Here is a 17,552-nt window from a genome sequence, read left to right on the forward strand (position 1 = left end):
GATGCAGGATCCCGCTTATGATCATATCACCCTGCTGGGTATTGCATACGATGCCGGCTTTAATTCAAGAACTACTTTTCACCGGATATTTAAACAACTGACAGGTAAAAGCCCGGCAGAATATAAAAGCGAGCAAAAAAAAGGAATCCCATCTTATAACCTGGAACATCATCTGCAGTTTGCGTCGGTAATTTCAAACCAGGAAATCACGCCGAAGTGGTTTCATGAGAAATTAAACCGCAGCATTATGATAAAAAACTATTTTAAAATTGCATTCCGTGGCTTTTGGAGGCATAAGCTATTTACGCTGATAAATATTATCGGTTTATCCATCGGTATAAGCGCGTTCCTGGCCATTTACTTCATCGTACACCACGATTTCACGTTTGATAAATTTCATAAAGACAGCGACCGGATTTATCGTGTTGTGATGAACACATCAACTAAGGGAAATAAAAACTATTCGAGTGGCGTACCTGCCCCTTTGGCTGAAGCGATTAAAAGCCAGGCCACTGGAATAGAGGAAATCACACCGGTATATACACAATCCCCTCATTTTGTCTATATAGACAAAGATAAAAACGAACAAAAGCGATTCAGAGATCTGGACAGAATAACACTCGCTAATCAGCAATATTTTAAAATTTTTAATTATGTATGGCTTGCCGGCTCATCACAACACGCCCTTGATGCGCCAGGCCAGGTGGTGCTAACATCCCAACAAGCCAGGCTCTATTTCCCGTCGTTGTCATATCATGATATGATTGGTAAAATAGTTACCTATGATACCCTTCAAACAACCGTTAGCGGCGTAGTTGAAACGCTTACTCAAAATACCGACTTTAGCTTTCATGACTTTATATCTTTTAGTACTGTCACAACTAACAAACATTTTTCTGCTGATTTACATATAAACACTTGGGAGTACAACCCTTCGGCATCGGAGGTTTTGGTAAAGCTGGCACCGGGCATCCCGGTGCCAGGGGGTTATAAAACAGATCAATGCCATTTTCAATAAAAGTAATCCGCCGGGTGTGGGAGTAAAAGGGGTTGCAGATAACGTCGATCTGGCTCTGCAGCCATTGGACGATATTCACTTCAATCCCGACTATAATATTTTTAATTTCTCATCGCCAGCCAGCAAAACAACACTTTACCAATTATTGGCTATCGGTATCTTTTTGCTGTTGCTGGCATGCATCAATTATGTGAATTTAACCACCGCCCAATCGGCTCAAAGGGCAAAGGAAATTGGCATCCGCAAAACTTTGGGGAGCAGCCGCATACAATTAGTATTCCAGTTTTTAAGCGAAACCTTACTTATAACTTTCTTTGCGGTTTGTATTTCGGTGTTTCTTGCGCCGGTTATTTTAAAAATGTTTGCCGATGTTATATCTCCTGATATTCACGCAAATATGCTAAGACCGGATGTGATGTTCTTCCTGGTCATTTTAACCATTGTGATAAGTGTTATGTCGGGTTTTTATCCCGCAATTGTGTTATCGGGCTACAAGCCCGCATCGGTGCTAAAAAACCAGGTGCAGGGCAATAGTAATAAAACGCGAAACGCATGGCTCCGTAAGTCGCTTACAGTTTCGCAGTTTGTTATAGCTCAATTTTTATTGATGGCTACTATTTTTGTAAGCAGGCAGATTTATTACGCCTTACATAAAAACCTCGGATTTAAAAAGGATGCCATCCTGGTTATTAATACACCCTGGGAAAACACCAAGGCCAGCAGCAACCAGGTACTGCTGAACGAGTTTAGGTTGATGCCCCAGGTTGCCCTTGTGGGTTTGGGTAATGACCCGCCTTCGGCTAATGTATATAATTGGCTGCGCGGTACTTATAACGATGGAAAAAAACAGATAACAACAGATGAAGTGACATTTAAGTCTGGTGATGAAAACTACATCAAAATATACCAGCTAAAATTGCTTGCTGGCAGAAACATAAGCGAAGCCGACACGGGGAAAGGAATCATCATCAACAATACTTATGCTAAATTATTAGGGTTTACTAATCCCCAGGATGTTATTGGGAAGGAGTTGAAATACGGTGGCGGCAAAGGCCGAAAGGTAAATGTTATTGGTGTAGTTACTGATTTTTATCAATGGTCGCTGCATTTCCCCATCCATCCATTAGTATTATTTTCTGGCAGTCCGGACCGCCGGCCAATGATGACTTTACATGTTAGTTTGAAGCCAGAAACCCCAGGCGGTAATGAGTGGAAAACAGCCATTACAAATATGGGAAAAGCCTGGAAGAAGGTTTATCCAGATGATGATTTTGATTGCCATTTTTACGACGAAACCATAGCCTGGTTTTATTACGAAGAACAACATACATCAGCCCTGCTTACCTGGGCAACAGGTGTTTCAATATTGATAAGTTGCCTCGGGCTGTTAGGCCTCGCCGTTTACACCACCAATCAACGAACCAAAGAGATCGGTATACGCAAAGTGTTTGGTGCCAGCGTAGCACAAATAGTGATCCTGCTATCAACAGAGTTGATATGGCTCATCTTACTTGCATTTGTGATAGTAACGCCGCTTGCATGGTATGCTGTAAATAAATGGATGGAAGGCTTTGCCGATCACGTAGCTATTAGCTGGTGGGTATTTGTGGTTAGCGGCGCGGGGATGCTGTTAACGGGATTGTTTACCTTGAGTTTTCGAACTATCAGGGCTGGCATGGCGAACCCGGTAAAGAGTTTGCGTAATGAATAGATATTAATTAGCCTAACGTTTTGTGAATAAGAGCAATATTTTAATATTTGTGTAATCTGCTAAAAGAGAATACTTTATCATTTAAGTAAACCTGCTATGAAATTAAGATCGATTTTATCGTTTTCCTTTTTGTCACTTGTTTTGCCGCGTTTGGTCAGGAAAAGAAGAGTGAAGTTATTGTTGAAAAAGGCTTGGTTAAAATATCCGTCATGTATCCTTATGCCGAAGGCAAAACCTTTAATATGGAATATTATGAAACGAAGCATATGCCAATGGTAGCGCAGTTTTTAGGGACAAATTTGGTTAAATACACCATTGAAAAAGGAATCGCCAGTGGTATTCCTAACCAACCACTGCCTTTTATGGCTATTGGTACTTTTTATGTAAAAAGCCTAAGCGACTATCAGGCGGCTATCGCGCCGAATAGAGATGCCATTCGGGCTGATTTTCCAAATTACACCAATATCACTCCTGTTATTTTGGTAAGCGAGGTGATAAAGTAACATAACATTTTCGAAAAACGGCGGCCAACTCGCTTGCTCATGATATCTTTATAGCAAGAAGCCTCAAATCAAAAAGATTTGAGGCTTTTGCTATAAAATACTTTTCAGTAATAGCAGGTAATCATTACTCCCGTTTCTGGGCAAAAAGCCAGTCCCATAAACCCGGTGTAATGCTAACCTGGTACCAGATGTTATGCCCTTCACCGGCAAACTCTGTATATTTTGGCTGCAGGCCGGCTTTTTTCATTCCTTCAATCATCCCGCGTGAGCCGCTAACCGGAACGTTCTGGTCTTTTGCTCCATGGAAAGCCCATACAGCCACATTAACTATTTTTGAGGCCAGTGCAGGATCTTCGCCTCCGCATACGGGTATGGCAGCTGCAAACAGATCGGGGCGGGTGCAGATAAAATGCCACGAACCATACCCGCCTCTTGAAATGCCTGTAACATACCGCCTTTTCTCGTCTATCGAAAATACAGTATCCAGTGCTGTGATGGCTTTGTAAACCAATGTATCTACCGAGGGATAATTGGGAATGCCACCCCAGCCAGATCCTGCCGGGCAATTGGGGATGAAAATAAACGCGGGGTATTTTTTTCTATTCTCATCGGCTGATAGTATCTCAGCTGCTGCGGCACCTTCAATCTGCCTTATTGTATCGGTTCCCGGCTGGCCGCCAAATGGCAACGATATAACCAATGGGTATCGCTTTTTAGGGTCATAATTCAATGGTTTTAGTAAGCGATAGCGCAGGGTATCGCCCTTGCTGTTCACAAAGATCCGCGCTTCAAAAATCCGGGCCAGCGCTTTTGTGCTTTCAAAATTTCGTTTTCCCCAGTATACCTGGGAGCGCCATTGACAAATGATGAGTATTCCCAATGCAATTGTAATGATTAGGCCTGCCATTTTCGCGTGCGCTAACCTATCCGTTAAAGCCCCCGTTATTGGGATATCAACATTGTCTGTCTTTAATAATTTGATCTCCGTTCTTAAATGCATGATGAGCAGAACGGGGATCATATTGGCCGCCAGAGAAGTACATTGCGTGATTCTTTCTAATACATCCTGTTGTACAGACGCGCTCCAAATAATTGTTGACAGGAATGTTATAGCAATGGCTAATATATATGCCCCCGCTATTTTTAACCAGAAGCTTTTTCCGTTATCCGAAAATAGGAGGCTTATACCATATATGATCTGCCCGCACAGGAAAACTATGGATACAGGCTTGTAATAGCTTATCCCTTGCTTTAACGTCAAAATACAGCACAGAACGACAATATAAGCGAGGTTTGTTATCAACGCAATGATAGCTGCATAGAAGGCATACCAATATTTACGGTAATGAAAATACTTTAATAAGAATACAGGCCCTACAATAGAGATAATACTTGCCCCGATGATCCATATGACAATTGAATCCAGCGTGTATATTCCTTTGCCAATCTCAAAACTGAGGAAGCCTTGGAATAAACCGCAAGCTATCGCTAAGCTTAAAAAAAATATTCCAAACGTATATAGTTTCGTGTTCATAGATTTAGGTTTTGCAAGGTTTGATTTATGCAGGATTTGTAAAAGATTTGAGGTTTTATTTTATACAACCAAAATGCTACTGTAAATGTAATTAAACTTCGCTTAGCGGGGATACGTGTAATTTGTGCATTCACTCAAATTTAATATGTTTGAGCCTATGAATCAGCAGCCTATTCCAGCAAATCCTGTAAGCCGTATACTTACCGCGAGCCTCATTGGTACTACTATCGAGTTTTTTGATTTTTATATCTATGCAACTGCCGCGGTGCTGGTATTCCCTAAGCTGTTTTTCTCGGCAGCCGATCCAACTTCGGCCACGCTGGAGTCGCTGGCTACATTTGCTTTGGCTTTTTTTGCACGACCAGTGGGTGCGGCTATATTCGGACATTTCGGCGATCGTAAAGGGCGTAAGGCCACGCTGGTCGCAGCATTAATGACTATGGGCCCGTCAACAGTTGCCATTGGGCTTTTGCCTGGATATGCTTCCATTGGTATTGCAGCCCCATACCTACTGGCCTTATTTCGTTTGGGCCAGGGTTTGGGTTTGGGCGGCGAATGGGGTGGGGCGGTTTTGCTGGCTACCGAAAATGCGCCTGCACATAAAAAAGCCTGGTATGGCATGTTCCCGCAATTGGGTGCACCTATTGGTTTCCTGATATCAAGCGGTACATTTTTTATACTAAGCAGAACCATGAGTGAAAATGATTTTCTAAGCTACGGCTGGCGCATCCCGTTTATTGCCAGCGCCATATTGGTTTGGCTGGGTTTATATGTGCGGTTAAAAATATCCGAAACGCCTGAATTTGTGAAGATCATTGACAACAACAAGCGCTCAAAAGTGCCGGTTGCCGATGTTTTTGTTAAGCATACCAAAGCCATCACCTTAGGTACGCTGGCTACTATTACCACCTTCCTGTTGTTTTATTTGATGACTGTATTCACGCTAAGCTGGGGTACTTCGGCGCTGCATTATCCTAAAAGCAGCTTCCTCATTATACAAATGATATCCATGCTGTTTTTTGGTTTGGGGATCCCATTGTCGGCCATACTGGCCGATAAGTACGGGCGCAACAAAATGCTTATTGTAGCTACCATATGTATTATGGCTTTCGGGCTTGTTTTTGCGCCATTATTTAGTACCGGCAGTTTGGTTATAACCGCTGCGTTCCTGTCGCTGGGCATGTTTTTGATGGGCCTTACCTATGGGCCGATAGGTACTGCGCTGGCTGGTATTTTTCCGCCGGCAGTACGTTACACCGGGGCTTCACTTGCCTTTACGCTGGCCGGTATTTTAGGGGCCTCGCTCACTCCTTATTTAGCAACCACCTTGGCACACAATTACGGACTTGCTTATGTAGGCTATTACTTAACAGTTGCCTCGGCGGTTACACTGCTGGCTTTATTAGGAGCTAAGAAAATAATGAAGCAGCAAGCTGAATAGATATTTTATAACCTTACGATAAGGGCTGCTTTGTAAATTAGTACTGTGATAAAACATCCGCTATAAGCTAATAGATAAAGAATCCTTAATTATACATTAAGATGAAAATACCCGGGCTGTTTAAAATATTGAACCTGGTTGCGCCTTTATTTATTTTAAACCTCAATGTTTTCGGACAAAACACTTCCTTTAAACCTGATGTAAACAAAGATGCAGCCTGGATTGAACAATCACTAATAAAAGCGAACCAGCAGGATATCAATAATAAAGACACAAACCGGGTTGTGCACAAATGGGTGAACGGAAAGGTTTTATATTGCTCTGATGGCTCATTAAAAGCAACGCAATTAATTGCAGCCCCTGATACTTTTACCACTACGATACAATATAGCTACCACGGTAAAGTATTTGAACAGCGTTTAGATTATACGGATTTATCAAGTTATTCGCTGAATAAAATTTATCGGCTGCCCGACAAAGAACCGTCCTACCTCTTCCTGCTTTCTAAAATAGAAAATGGGGCTGATGATGAACAGGACTGGATGAAGGACTTTTATAGAATATCCACCACGTTTAACGACATTGATCTCAAACATGTTAAAAAACTTACATATGTTGCCGTAGCGCTCAGGTTCAAAAAAGATTCCCTGGTTGAAGTGAAGTTTCCGTCAGCAGATAGCGATGAGGACGTTGCCGCCAATAATAATGACCTGACAGATACTATTAATACTACTACGATTACCGATACAAATTCATTTGGCTTTACCTCACTTATAAAGCAATCCGGAAAACACCTCAGACCTTACTTAAAATACGACACATTAAAGCATACCCTTAAATTTTTAAATGTTTATTGTAAACAGGATGATGATAATAGCGAATGCACGCACCCTTTCTTAACTGTTGAATCAGGTACTTATCAATATAAAGACGAGGCCTTTGCACTATTAAATGATACCTCTTATTATTATCCTTCATTACCTGAACTTGATAAAGTCACGGCCCGCCAGAACTATAAAATTGGAAAATACATTATAAAAGCAAGGACTATTGAAGGTTATGAGGAAGAGTATGGAGGAGTTGTTGGAAATACGCTAACCCGGGAGTACAAAATAGGAGCGCAAACCTTAACTACTTTTAATAATGATGGGTGGGAGAAAACAGATTTGAAGCCAGATTGTCGTTTACAAAAAAACGGTTCTCTTATTTTACTTTTAGAGGATGCAACAAATGATCATCGTCCGGGTGTATGTGGTTCAGGTTCACATTTTGATTCTTATTTTTGGTTGGTTGATGGTAAATCATCGGTGAAGCTTTTTTCGTTTTCAACCAGCAGCTGCTCCTTTGATGTTGATTATGCCTTTAAACAAAATGGGGAAGAGATTTCGGGCAAGCTTTATCTTACAGCTTCGTCCAATAACCAGGATTATGAGTTTGACTCTTACTGGAAAAATAGTTCAACTTACGTTTTAACGGTTAGTGACAGTGAAAAGTCGTTAGCACGTAATTTCTACGTGTTTTTTAATGCCGCTGATAAAAAAAATCCTGTAAAGTTGACGGCGGGAAAACTATACAAGAAAAAAAGGTAGTGTCACCGATCTTATGCACGCGCAAAGTCATTTTTATAACTTTCGCAGGTTTTTGGCGGAGTAGTTTGTCAAAATCATTTATTAAAAGTGCTACCTTTAATCTCATCCTAAAAACCTGAATGAGCACAATTATTAAAAACCGGATAACCTCGATAGATTTTCTCCGCGGTACGATCATGATCATTATGGCCCTTGATCATGTAAGGGACTATTTATACTCCGGCTCGTTTTATTATGACCCGCTTGATCTCACAAAAACAAGCGGTATATTATTTTTTACCAGGTGGATCACGCACTTTTGTGCGCCGATATTTATGTTGCTCGCCGGAACGTCGGCAAGCCTTATCGGGCAAAAGAAAACTAAAAAAGAATTGTCCGTATTCCTAATAAAGCGGGGATTGTGGCTCATCTTTCTCGAGATGTTCGTGGTTAATTTCGGCTGGAACTTCAATATTACGTTCCCCATGTTTTTCTTTATTACCATATGGGCACTGGGCCTAAGCATGATCATACTGGCCGCATTGATCCATCTGCCTAAAAAACTGATCCTGGGCCTAAGCGTTGTAATCATATTAGGACATAACCTTTTAGATGGTGTTCATGTACCGGGGAGCTCTTTAGAGGCTTTTGGCTGGTCGCTGCTTCATGATCAGCAGTTTTTTATGTGGCATAAGGAAATTTTATTGGTAGGGTATCCAATTGTTCCGCTAATGGCTGTGATGTCCTTAGGTTATTGTTTGGGAGATTGGTTTTCGGCTGGATATGATGCTGGCAAAAGGCAAAGAAACCTGCTGATTGCCGGCGGTAGCTGTATGGTAGTATTCATTGTGCTGCGTTATACCAATCTGTACGGCGACCCGGTGAAATGGACAACGCAAAAAGATGCATTTTTTACCTTCCTGTCGTTTATCAAGGTAAACAAATACCCGCCGTCGTTATTGTACTTGTTGCTTACTGTAGGTTCGGCCTTCCTGTTTCTTTCATTTACCGAAAAATTAAAAGGGGCCGTTGTAAATGTAGTTTCGGTATATGGCAGGGTGCCGATGTTCTATTATCTTATCCACATTTATGTGATCCACGTGGTGGCAATTATTGCCTCTGCTTTTACACCCGGTCAGGACTGGACGATCTGGTTTCTTAAACAACCGATCTGGTTTACCACTAACCTGAAAGGGTACGGATTTTCATTGCCGGTTGCTTACCTCATTTGGATAGCAATTGTAATTGCCATGTATCCTTTATGCAAACGTTATGACGCGTATAAACAAACCAACAAAGGGAAATGGTGGTTGAGCTATTTGTAAAGCGTATCATTTAAGTGGAGAATTAAAAATTCAAAACAATTCAGGATCCCTAAGCGCTATCTTTATAAAAAGATTGACTTATGGAAATTAAACGCAGCGGCTCGCAGCCTTCAGGGAAAGGGCCCGGAGCATATTTTACCGGAACAGTACGCATAGATCCGCTATTTACCCCGCCCGATCCTGCACGTGTGGCCATGGCGCTGGTGACATTTGAACCAGGGGCACGTACGGCCTGGCATACGCATCCATTGGGCCAAACACTTATCGTAACAGCAGGGAGCGGCTGGGCGCAGCGCGAAGGAGGGCCGGTAGAAGAGATCCACCAGGGCGATGTTGTTTGGTTTGCACCAGGCGAAAAGCACTGGCACGGTGCCACAGCGACCACGGCTGTGAGCCATATCGCTATCCAGGAAAAACTGAACGGATCACCCGTTGACTGGATGGAACAGGTAACCGATGAACAATACAACAACCGATAAGCCTTGAAAATGGAAGCAATAAATGTAACTCCCGCAGTATGGGGAAAACAGATCTGCGCAACCTTGAAGCTTGCATTGGGAAGCGGTTTGTTATTAATTTTAATAATTTGTATGTTGTCAGTATTTATGCCCCAAAGTGCTTTAGCCCAGGATAAAAATCAGGTGGTGCGTATAGCCAAGCTTCGGATTGATTCGGCCCAACTGGATAACTATATGGCCGCACTTAAAGAGCATGCCGAAACTGCCGTACGCGTTGAGCCGGGCGTTTTAACTTTATATGCAGTGGCCGAAAAGAACGATCCAACCCGGATCACAGTTTTTGAAATATATGCCGATGCCGCCGCTTACCAGGCGCACTTGCAAACGCCTCATTTTAAAAAATACAAAAGCACTACAAAGGATATGGTAAAGTCGCTTGAACTTGTGGAGACTGTTCCGATAGTCCTTGCCGCTAAGCCGCGTTTATAAGATCGCATATAGCTAATGCTATCGGCGGATACTCCCAACGCCTTTATTTAAGCGGTGATGGACTGCACCAGAGGTGCAAAAGGGTTGTAGAAGTAAAGTAACAGGATTGTCTCGTCCTAAAAAAAGTTTACCGATTTTGAAATAGTCCTGTTATGTATTTACAGGTTTTTATTAACAGGTTCTCCTTTACAAATTTGTTTATTTTAGTACCTCACAATTGATACTTATAAAACCTTATGAAGCCGGAATCACAAAATGTAACAGATTATACTAATGACAATACCATATTTATGGTTTGGAATTTTAAAGACATTCCGGAGGTTGGCGATGTTTTTAAGCGGCTTTGCAAACTGGTTATCAACCTTAATAATTCTGTTAATGTTCGTTTCCCGGTTTCGAGGGCAAGCTGTGTAATGGGTATTGGATATGATGCCTGGCTTAAACTCCAGTTGCCTGTTCCATTGCCTAAAGAATTAGTCAATTTTGTTCCCATCGTTGGTGAAAAACACGTAGCGGTTTCTTCCAAAGGCGACCTGCATTTTCATATAAGGGCAGATAATACCAGTATATGCTATGATATGGCCGCGGCAATATCAGATGTTTTAGCACAGGTTGCCGTTAGCATCGAAGAGGTTCATGGGTTCAGGTATTGGGACAGTCGTTCTATTTTAGGCTTTGTTGATGGTACTGAAAATCCACATGGACAGGACCGCGAGCTATTTGGCATAGTGGGAGATGATGATGCGGCGTATACAGGTGGAAGTTACCTTTTTGTGCAAAAGTATATTCATGATTTAACGGCATGGAAGGCGCTCTCTACCGAGCAACAGGAAAAAGTAATTGGAAGGTCAAAATCCAATGATATAGAAATGGATGATGATGTAAAACCTTCAAATTCACATATTGCTTTGGCAAATGTAGGCGATGACTTAAAAATCGTTCGTGACAATATGCCTTTTGGTAATATGTCGACTAATGAAATGGGTACCTATTTTATAGCCTATGCAAGTACATTTACCACGGTACAAAAAATGCTGAATAATATGTTTATCGGTGTGCCTGAAGGGAATTATGATAGGATCCTGGATTTCAGCACACCGAAAACCGGCAGCTTGTTTTTTGTACCAACATTTGATATGATAGATGGATTTTCATGAAATTCAATTTCCTATCGGCGGCATTTGAAAATTGCTGACGATAGGATTGCTCGTTACTCCCTCCCCTCATGATAAAATTGTAAGAACTTTAATATATACGGTGAGTTTGAACCTATTCGTTTGTGATGGTTTTGACTTGCCAATAAATTAAAGCATATTTATAGCCGTGGTTTTATGCCCGGTTTAGGGCGTGTATCATTAAACCTGAAACAACCAATTTCATTATACTTATTTTCCTGCTGATGAGTAAAAATACTACGTACCTTGAAACAAAAGGTCATTATCAAATTCTTGACGGGCTGCGCGGTGTGGCATCCCTTTTTGTAGTGGCCTTTCATGTTTTTGAAACCTATTCCGGAGATCGTTTTCATCAAATTATCAACCACGGTTACCTGGCGGTCGATTTCTTCTTTGTACTATCGGGTTTTGTAGTTGCTTATGCCTATGATGATCGCTGGGGTAAAATGACCCAATGGGATTTTTACAAACGACGCCTGATCCGCTTACAGCCTATGGTTATTATGGGTTCAATTATCGGCGCGGTGTTTTTTTATGCACAGAGCGGTGGGGCCTTTCCACTTATTCATGATACGCCGGTTTGGAAAATGCTGCTGATGATGGTAGTAGGTTTTACGCTGATACCCGTGCTGCCATCTATGGATATCCGCGGCTGGCAGGAAATGCACCCCTTGAATGGCCCGGCATGGTCGCTTTTTTTTGAATATATCGCCAATATTCTGTACGCCCTGGTGATCCGTAAATTTTCGAAAACCTTGCTTGCCATATTGGTGTTTTTATCGGCCGGTTTGCTGATCCATTTTACAGTGATGGGGCCGCAGGGCGATGTAATTGGCGGATGGTCGGTTGATAAAACACAGCTCAACATCGGCTTTACCCGTTTGCTTTACCCGTTTTTTGCCGGGATGCTGCTTTGCCGCATGGGTAAGCTGATCCATATTAAAGGTGCTTTTACTGTTTGCAGTGTTTTGATCATCGCCATATTATGCGTACCAAGGATAGGAGGGGCCGAGCATTTATGGATGAATGGTTTATATGAATCAGTCTGCATTATCATTCTTTTCCCGCTGATTGTTGCTATTGGCGCGGGCGGGACTTTAAAAAGCAAAAGCTCAATCAGGATCTGCAAGTTTATGGGAGATATTTCCTATCCGCTTTACATTACACATTACCCGTTAATTTACTTACATATAGCCTGGGTAGCAAATAATAAAGTGCCAATGGCGCAGGGACTACTTGCCGGGCTTGGACTTTTTGTGGTTAGCGTTGCAATAGCCTATGGCTGTCTTAAACTGTATGATGAACCGGTTAGGGACTGGTTAAAGAAGCGTTTCCTGTTGAAAAAAGCATAGTATTCCGGAACCTTTTTGACATATCATGGATAGGGGTGTAGCTAAATTCTTCTTTTAATATTAAATATTTGAAGGCTTTTATGCTATTTACCTATCCATGTATAAATAAAACTTGAAAATATGGTTGATAAACCTCATCTTTAGGTAATTATATAAACCTCTTGAAAAAGACCATCGCTTTAATATTGTTGAATATTTACCTGCTCAATCTTAGCGGGCAGCTAATTCTGCATCAATATTTGGTTTATAAGTCCAATCAGTTTTTCAAGGAACAGATCCAAAAAGGGTTGTACAATGTAAACGACCTTACCGAAGTTACTATCCCTGTTAATTTGCCCACTATTCATGATTGGAGCACTTTTGAAAACATCTCCGGGCATATTACATTTGGAAAGTCCACTTACAATTATGTAAAAATGCGAATGACAAGGAATGCCCTTCACCTGATGTGCATCCCTAACTATGAAACCACCCGATTGGCTGATAGTAATGTACTTGATGCAAGAGGGATAAGGGATATCCCTGTTCCGCAAAAGGAACATGTTCCTTTTGGTAAAATGGTTTTACAGGATAATGTAAGTCTTTCGTTTGTGCAATTTAAATTTTATTGCCCGGTAATGTCATTGCCTGAAAACGTTGTGCAACCTGTACAATCGTTAATAAATTCTCATCTGGATATTCCGGAACAACCGCCCAAAGCATCCTGCTAATTTTCTCCATTTAACTCAATTACAGGCAGGCATTTGTTAATGTCCCCTGTAGGGTTCTGTTGTCTCAAATTTTATATAATAAATTTTATTCCGTAGCAATTCTCACGCGGGTAATATGTTTCAGCATTTTATCAGCGCGGGTAAATGAACATTTTATGATAAAGAAAAAAATTACCGCGGCTCTTGTGATGCTGTGCGGTTTCACCATAATAGCATCCTGCCAAAGCTCATCTAACGAAGAGATGGTATCGATCCTGAAACAGATAAACAAGAAGAATTTCACTATTTCAAATCCTTTTAACCCGGAAGCGAAATTAGCTTATTGCGACTCCTTGCTTAAAACCAAACGGCTTGGCAAAAGCCCTGAGATTTTGTTTTCAAAGGCATCGCTGTTATTAAAAGCCGGGCAGGAACAGCAATCGGTAAATATTTATAAAAACCTGATGGATAATATCGACTATATGTCGACCGATGAAATGCTGCCCGACCAGGCCATAGCCTACATGCGTTTAGGCGAGCGAAGTAATTGCATGCTTAACCATACCGGTTCATCGTGTATTTTCCCTATTAAGGACGATGGTGTGCACAAGCTCCAAACCGGCTCAAGAAAAGCAATTGATATTTATAAGACACTATTAAAGCTTCGCCCTGGTGATTATGAGTCGCGCTGGCTCATCAATATTGCTTACATGACCCTTGGCGAGTATCCGCAAAAAGTACCTCAAAATGTTTTGATCCCCGGCCTTAATATTGACTCGGATACTGCGTACCAGGTTAAGCCTTTTGTTGACGTAGCGGCCAGCCTTGGCCTTAATATTAACGGCAGGGCAGGTGGTGTCATTGTTGACGACTTTAATAATGATGGTTACCTTGATATCATGACATCGGGCTGGGACCTGAGCGACCCTATGCATTACTTTCAAAATAACCAGGACGGCACATTTAGCGACCGTACTGAGGCTGCCGGCTTAACAGGTATTACCGGCGGGCTTAATATCCAGCAAACAGATTATAACAATGATGGCAAACTGGATATTTTTGTTTTACGCGGCGCATGGCTTACAAAAGGGTTTGGTAACCAGCCAAGCTCATTATTGCGTAATAATGGCGATGGTACCTTTACCGATGTAACCACCATTAGCGGCTTATTTATGCTTCACCCAACTCAAACAGCAACCTGGGCCGATTTTAATAACGATGGCTGGCTGGATGTATTTGTAGGTAATGAAAATTCAGAGTCGATGTACTTTGCCGATGAGTCAACATGTCAGTTGTACATGAATAACCGTAATGGCACGTTCACTAATGTAACCACTGCTGCCCATTGCGGCATCAAGGCTTTCGTAAAAGGGGTAACATCTGCCGATTATGACCACGATGGCTTTGTTGATGTATTTATTTCGACCATGGACGGACATAAATACCTGCTTAAAAACAAAGGTAAAACCGAAGCCGGTGTGGATTTTGAAGATGTTACAGCTCAGTCGGGCCTTGACCAGATCAAACAGCGGACCTTTACTACCTGGTTTTATGATTATAACAACGATGGCTGGCCCGATCTGATGGTTGCCAACTACCATTTTGAGCGTACTTTAGGTTATTACAGCGCCGCCGCTGCCCTGGGTAAAGCCGTGCCTGAAGCCGGAAACATCTACCTGTACAAAAATAATCATGACGGCACGTTTACCAATGTAACCAAGGAAGCAGGCCTGGACAAAGTAGTTTACAGCATGGGGGCCAATTTTGGTGATATTGACAACGATGGTTACCTGGATATGTACTTTGGTACAGGTAACCCCGATTTCAGATCGCTGGTGCCTAACAAGTTTTTCAGGAATATTGGCGGTAAACGGTTTGCCGATATTACTTCATCATCGCGTATGGGTAATTTGCAAAAAGGACATGGTGTGGCATTTGCCGATCTGAGGAATGTTGGTCAGCAGGATATTTTTGCCGAAATGGGCGGGGCTTATATTGGCGACTCGTATACAAGTTCACTATACATGAACCCGGGTGTAAGCAATAACAATTGGATCAGCCTGAAATTGAATGGCACAAAAGCTAATAATGCCGCTATAGGAAGCCATATCAAACTCACTTTCGTCGAGAATGGTGTTAAGCGTTCTGTTTATAGAGACGTCAACTCAGGCGGAAGCTTTGGTTCATCGCCTTTGAGGCAGGAGATGGGCATTGGTCAGGCAAAGGTGATTGATGAAATTGAAATAAAATGGGCAGGCAGTGGTGCTGTGCAGTACTTTAAAAATGTTGCGCCCAACCAGTTTTTAAATATCACCGAAGGGAATGCACAATACAAAACTACACAGTTAACAAAATTGATTTTCAGGAGCAAAAGCATGCCTGTTTGTATGCCTATGCAAATGACAGCTAAAACAAATTAAGGGTACATTGTTTTAATTGAAAACATTGGTTATGCATTGTATATCAAAATGGTTACATTTATACCAATAACAATTAATTTAATCTTAAACCATGAGAAAGTTCCTTTTATTATGCTGTATGTTCATTGGATTAGCTGCAGCAGGCAACGCGCAAACCAAGCCCGGTGCCAAACCTGTTGAAAAATCAAAAGAGCTGCAAAAACAATTGAAGCTTACTGATAAACAAACTGAAAAAATTGCGGCGATATACCAGGAGTCATCTGAAAAATTTGAAAAGATAAAAGCAGCAGATAAAGGCGATAACACCAAAATGCTGGTTGACATTAAGCCATTAAGGGCAACAACTATTTCAAATATCAAAGCTGTTTTAACTAAAACACAAGCAGTAAAATATGATAAGCTTTTAAAAGGCACAAAAGCAGCCGGCGGCAGCGGTTGGGGCGACGGTTGGAGCGCTACCAACGGACAATAAGCCGTTTCTGCAATAACAAAAATAAACGGGCCGCTTTCCTGACCAGGAAAAGCGGCCCGTTTGTTAAACAAACTTTTTGCCCAAATTCATTCGTAGAGTAATGATCCGGGGATCGTTTATTTCAACACTTAAAATGCCTCATTCAACCCCAGAAAGAACCCTTTTTGACCATACCTGCCAAAGGCATAATCAAGGCAAAGGTTAGTGCGGGTTGCTTTATTAAATAATACGCGTAAGCCACCGCCATAGCCCGGCTGCCATTGTTGAAATATTTTAGTGCCCGACTCATCATTGGCTGTTTGCAGGTTGGCAAATGCCACGCCGCTTACAAACTTGTTCCGCAGTATCGGGAAGCGGTATTCCACTTCTGAGTAGTTGTATTGCGTGCCTTTAAAATATTGTACAACATAACCCCTGCCGCTCCTGAAGCTGGGGTCTTTACCAGTGCCGGGTAGCTCGAGATAAGGGATGTTACCGCTGATGAGGTATGATCCCCAGTTCCAGAAGGCAACAACATGTTCGGGGTTAGTTTCTGACAGGCTGAAATACTTTCTGAAATCGGTAGTGAATTGTACCGCGTTTCTTGAACTTCCTAACCAGCTTTGATTAATGCGGAAGCCGGCATCAACATAGATTCCCCTGTAAGCCCGGTTTTGATTGTCGCGTGTAGTGTATTGCAGGTTAAAGAGCATACCATTAGCAGCATAATGATCGCGGGCAAAGCCGTGCCGGTCGCTGTAAATGTTGTATGGAGTGAGATCAGTTGTTGATTTGGTGTCTTCAATTTTCCTCCTGATATCGAAAGATACACCTGCGCCTAAAAATAAGCCCTTGTCAATTTCTTTGTATACTTTCTCTCTCAGGTTATAATATTGGGAATGCAATGCCCTGCCTTTACGCTCGGGGTTGGCCAGCACCTGGTCGGCCTCGCTGCCGCTTGATGCCTGGCCAATTCCCAAACCGTAATCGGGCGAAACCGTTTTGGCTGCAACCAAATTGCCCTGAAAATTCCATTTATTACCCGGAGTATATACGTTATGGTTGATATAAAAATAAATGATGCCCTTGGTGGTAATGGAAGCCGATGTAGCCGCTACCGATAGCAGGGTGTTCGGATCGTTCCCCAGTTTTTTACCGGCTACAGCTTTGATTCCGATCTGCGACCCGATGGTTGGATTAGATGCCACATTGGGTATGATAGTAATCCCCGACGACTTTTTATTTGGCGCATCGGCCGGTCGACCGGGATGCAAAATGTTGCGCACCAGGTCGCCGAAGTCATATTGTTTGTATAATGTATCGGTGGGTTTGGCCGGTTGTACTACTTTTTCTTTAATGCGTAAGGAATCGGCCTTTACCGAATCGGCAGGTACCTGTACCTGGCCAAAAGTATGTGT

The 17,552-nt window shown here is 42.1% G+C and carries 15 protein-coding genes; 13 read left to right on the forward strand and 2 right to left on the reverse strand.

The features are described from left to right. The 3 genes from VF500_RS31430 to VF500_RS31440 form a co-directional block, all read left to right on the forward strand. Positions 1–1,018: ABC transporter permease (locus VF500_RS31430; RefSeq protein WP_330863440.1), on the forward strand; the 1,018-nt coding region annotated here is incomplete at its 5' end. 16 nt (positions 1,019–1,034) lie between these two features. After that, a complete protein-coding gene (locus VF500_RS31435; protein ID WP_330863441.1) occupies positions 1,035–2,729 on the forward strand; it encodes an FtsX-like permease family protein in 1,695 nt (564 codons plus the stop codon). 191 nt (positions 2,730–2,920) lie between these two features. Then, entirely contained in the window at positions 2,921–3,232 is a 312-nt protein-coding gene (locus VF500_RS31440; protein ID WP_330863442.1) for an EthD family reductase, read from the forward strand. A 124-nt stretch (positions 3,233–3,356) separates the two neighbouring features. Here VF500_RS31440 and VF500_RS31445 read toward each other — a convergent pair whose 3' ends face one another. Next, positions 3,357–4,766, reverse strand: a complete 1,410-nt coding sequence (locus VF500_RS31445; protein WP_330863443.1) for a hypothetical protein — start codon at positions 4,764–4,766, stop codon at positions 3,357–3,359. 157 nt (positions 4,767–4,923) lie between these two features. Between VF500_RS31445 and VF500_RS31450 the strand changes: the two genes are divergently transcribed. From VF500_RS31450 to VF500_RS31495, 10 genes are all read left to right on the forward strand, one after another. Continuing rightward, complete coding sequence (locus tag VF500_RS31450) at positions 4,924–6,207, forward strand: MFS transporter (protein ID WP_330863444.1); 1,284 nt, start codon at positions 4,924–4,926, stop codon at positions 6,205–6,207. A 101-nt stretch (positions 6,208–6,308) separates the two neighbouring features. Further along, a complete protein-coding gene (locus tag VF500_RS31455; RefSeq protein WP_330863445.1) occupies positions 6,309–7,796 on the forward strand; it encodes a hypothetical protein in 1,488 nt (495 codons plus the stop codon). Positions 7,797–7,915: 119 nt separating this feature from the next. Then, on the forward strand, positions 7,916–9,100 hold the full coding sequence (locus tag VF500_RS31460) for a DUF1624 domain-containing protein (RefSeq protein ID WP_330863446.1): 1,185 nt from the start codon (positions 7,916–7,918) through the stop codon (positions 9,098–9,100). A gap of 80 nt (positions 9,101–9,180) precedes the next feature. Further along, positions 9,181–9,579, forward strand: a complete 399-nt coding sequence (locus tag VF500_RS31465; RefSeq protein WP_330863447.1) for a (R)-mandelonitrile lyase — start codon at positions 9,181–9,183, stop codon at positions 9,577–9,579. A 9-nt stretch (positions 9,580–9,588) separates the two neighbouring features. Next, positions 9,589–10,047, forward strand: a complete 459-nt coding sequence (locus VF500_RS31470; RefSeq protein WP_330863448.1) for a putative quinol monooxygenase — start codon at positions 9,589–9,591, stop codon at positions 10,045–10,047. Positions 10,048–10,283: 236 nt separating this feature from the next. Further along, positions 10,284–11,204, forward strand: a complete 921-nt coding sequence (locus VF500_RS31475) for a Dyp-type peroxidase (protein WP_330863449.1) — start codon at positions 10,284–10,286, stop codon at positions 11,202–11,204. A gap of 242 nt (positions 11,205–11,446) precedes the next feature. Further along, the gene (locus VF500_RS31480; RefSeq protein ID WP_330863450.1) at positions 11,447–12,574 is read left to right on the forward strand and encodes an acyltransferase; all 1,128 of its coding nucleotides are present in this window, start codon (positions 11,447–11,449) and stop codon (positions 12,572–12,574) included. A 161-nt stretch (positions 12,575–12,735) separates the two neighbouring features. Continuing rightward, a complete protein-coding gene (locus tag VF500_RS31485) occupies positions 12,736–13,284 on the forward strand; it encodes a hypothetical protein (protein ID WP_330863451.1) in 549 nt (182 codons plus the stop codon). Between the two features lie 155 nt (positions 13,285–13,439). Then, on the forward strand, positions 13,440–15,683 hold the full coding sequence (locus tag VF500_RS31490) for a CRTAC1 family protein (RefSeq protein WP_330863452.1): 2,244 nt from the start codon (positions 13,440–13,442) through the stop codon (positions 15,681–15,683). A 91-nt stretch (positions 15,684–15,774) separates the two neighbouring features. Then, complete coding sequence (locus VF500_RS31495; RefSeq protein WP_330863453.1) at positions 15,775–16,155, forward strand: hypothetical protein; 381 nt, start codon at positions 15,775–15,777, stop codon at positions 16,153–16,155. Positions 16,156–16,283: 128 nt separating this feature from the next. Here the strand turns inward: VF500_RS31495 and VF500_RS31500 are convergent. Then, positions 16,284–17,552: BamA/TamA family outer membrane protein (locus VF500_RS31500; protein WP_330863454.1), on the reverse strand; the 1,269-nt coding region annotated here is incomplete at its 5' end.

Source organism: Mucilaginibacter sp. (assembly GCF_036383575.1).
GTDB lineage: Bacteria > Bacteroidota > Bacteroidia > Sphingobacteriales > Sphingobacteriaceae > Mucilaginibacter.

Bases quoted from the DNA above. Each gene is read 5' to 3' on its own strand.
- VF500_RS31445 (WP_330863443.1), bottom strand. From the start codon at position 4,766: ATGAACACGAAACTATATACGTTTGGAATATTTTTTTTAAGCTTAGCG.
- VF500_RS31450 (WP_330863444.1), top strand. From the start codon at position 4,924: ATGAATCAGCAGCCTATTCCAGCAAATCCTGTAAGCCGTATACTTACC.
- VF500_RS31455 (WP_330863445.1), top strand. From the start codon at position 6,309: ATGAAAATACCCGGGCTGTTTAAAATATTGAACCTGGTTGCGCCTTTA.
- VF500_RS31460 (WP_330863446.1), top strand. From the start codon at position 7,916: ATGAGCACAATTATTAAAAACCGGATAACCTCGATAGATTTTCTCCGC.
- VF500_RS31465 (WP_330863447.1), top strand. From the start codon at position 9,181: ATGGAAATTAAACGCAGCGGCTCGCAGCCTTCAGGGAAAGGGCCCGGA.
- VF500_RS31470 (WP_330863448.1), top strand. From the start codon at position 9,589: ATGGAAGCAATAAATGTAACTCCCGCAGTATGGGGAAAACAGATCTGC.
- VF500_RS31475 (WP_330863449.1), top strand. From the start codon at position 10,284: ATGAAGCCGGAATCACAAAATGTAACAGATTATACTAATGACAATACC.
- VF500_RS31480 (WP_330863450.1), top strand. From the start codon at position 11,447: ATGAGTAAAAATACTACGTACCTTGAAACAAAAGGTCATTATCAAATT.
- VF500_RS31490 (WP_330863452.1), top strand. From the start codon at position 13,440: ATGATAAAGAAAAAAATTACCGCGGCTCTTGTGATGCTGTGCGGTTTC.
- VF500_RS31495 (WP_330863453.1), top strand. From the start codon at position 15,775: ATGAGAAAGTTCCTTTTATTATGCTGTATGTTCATTGGATTAGCTGCA.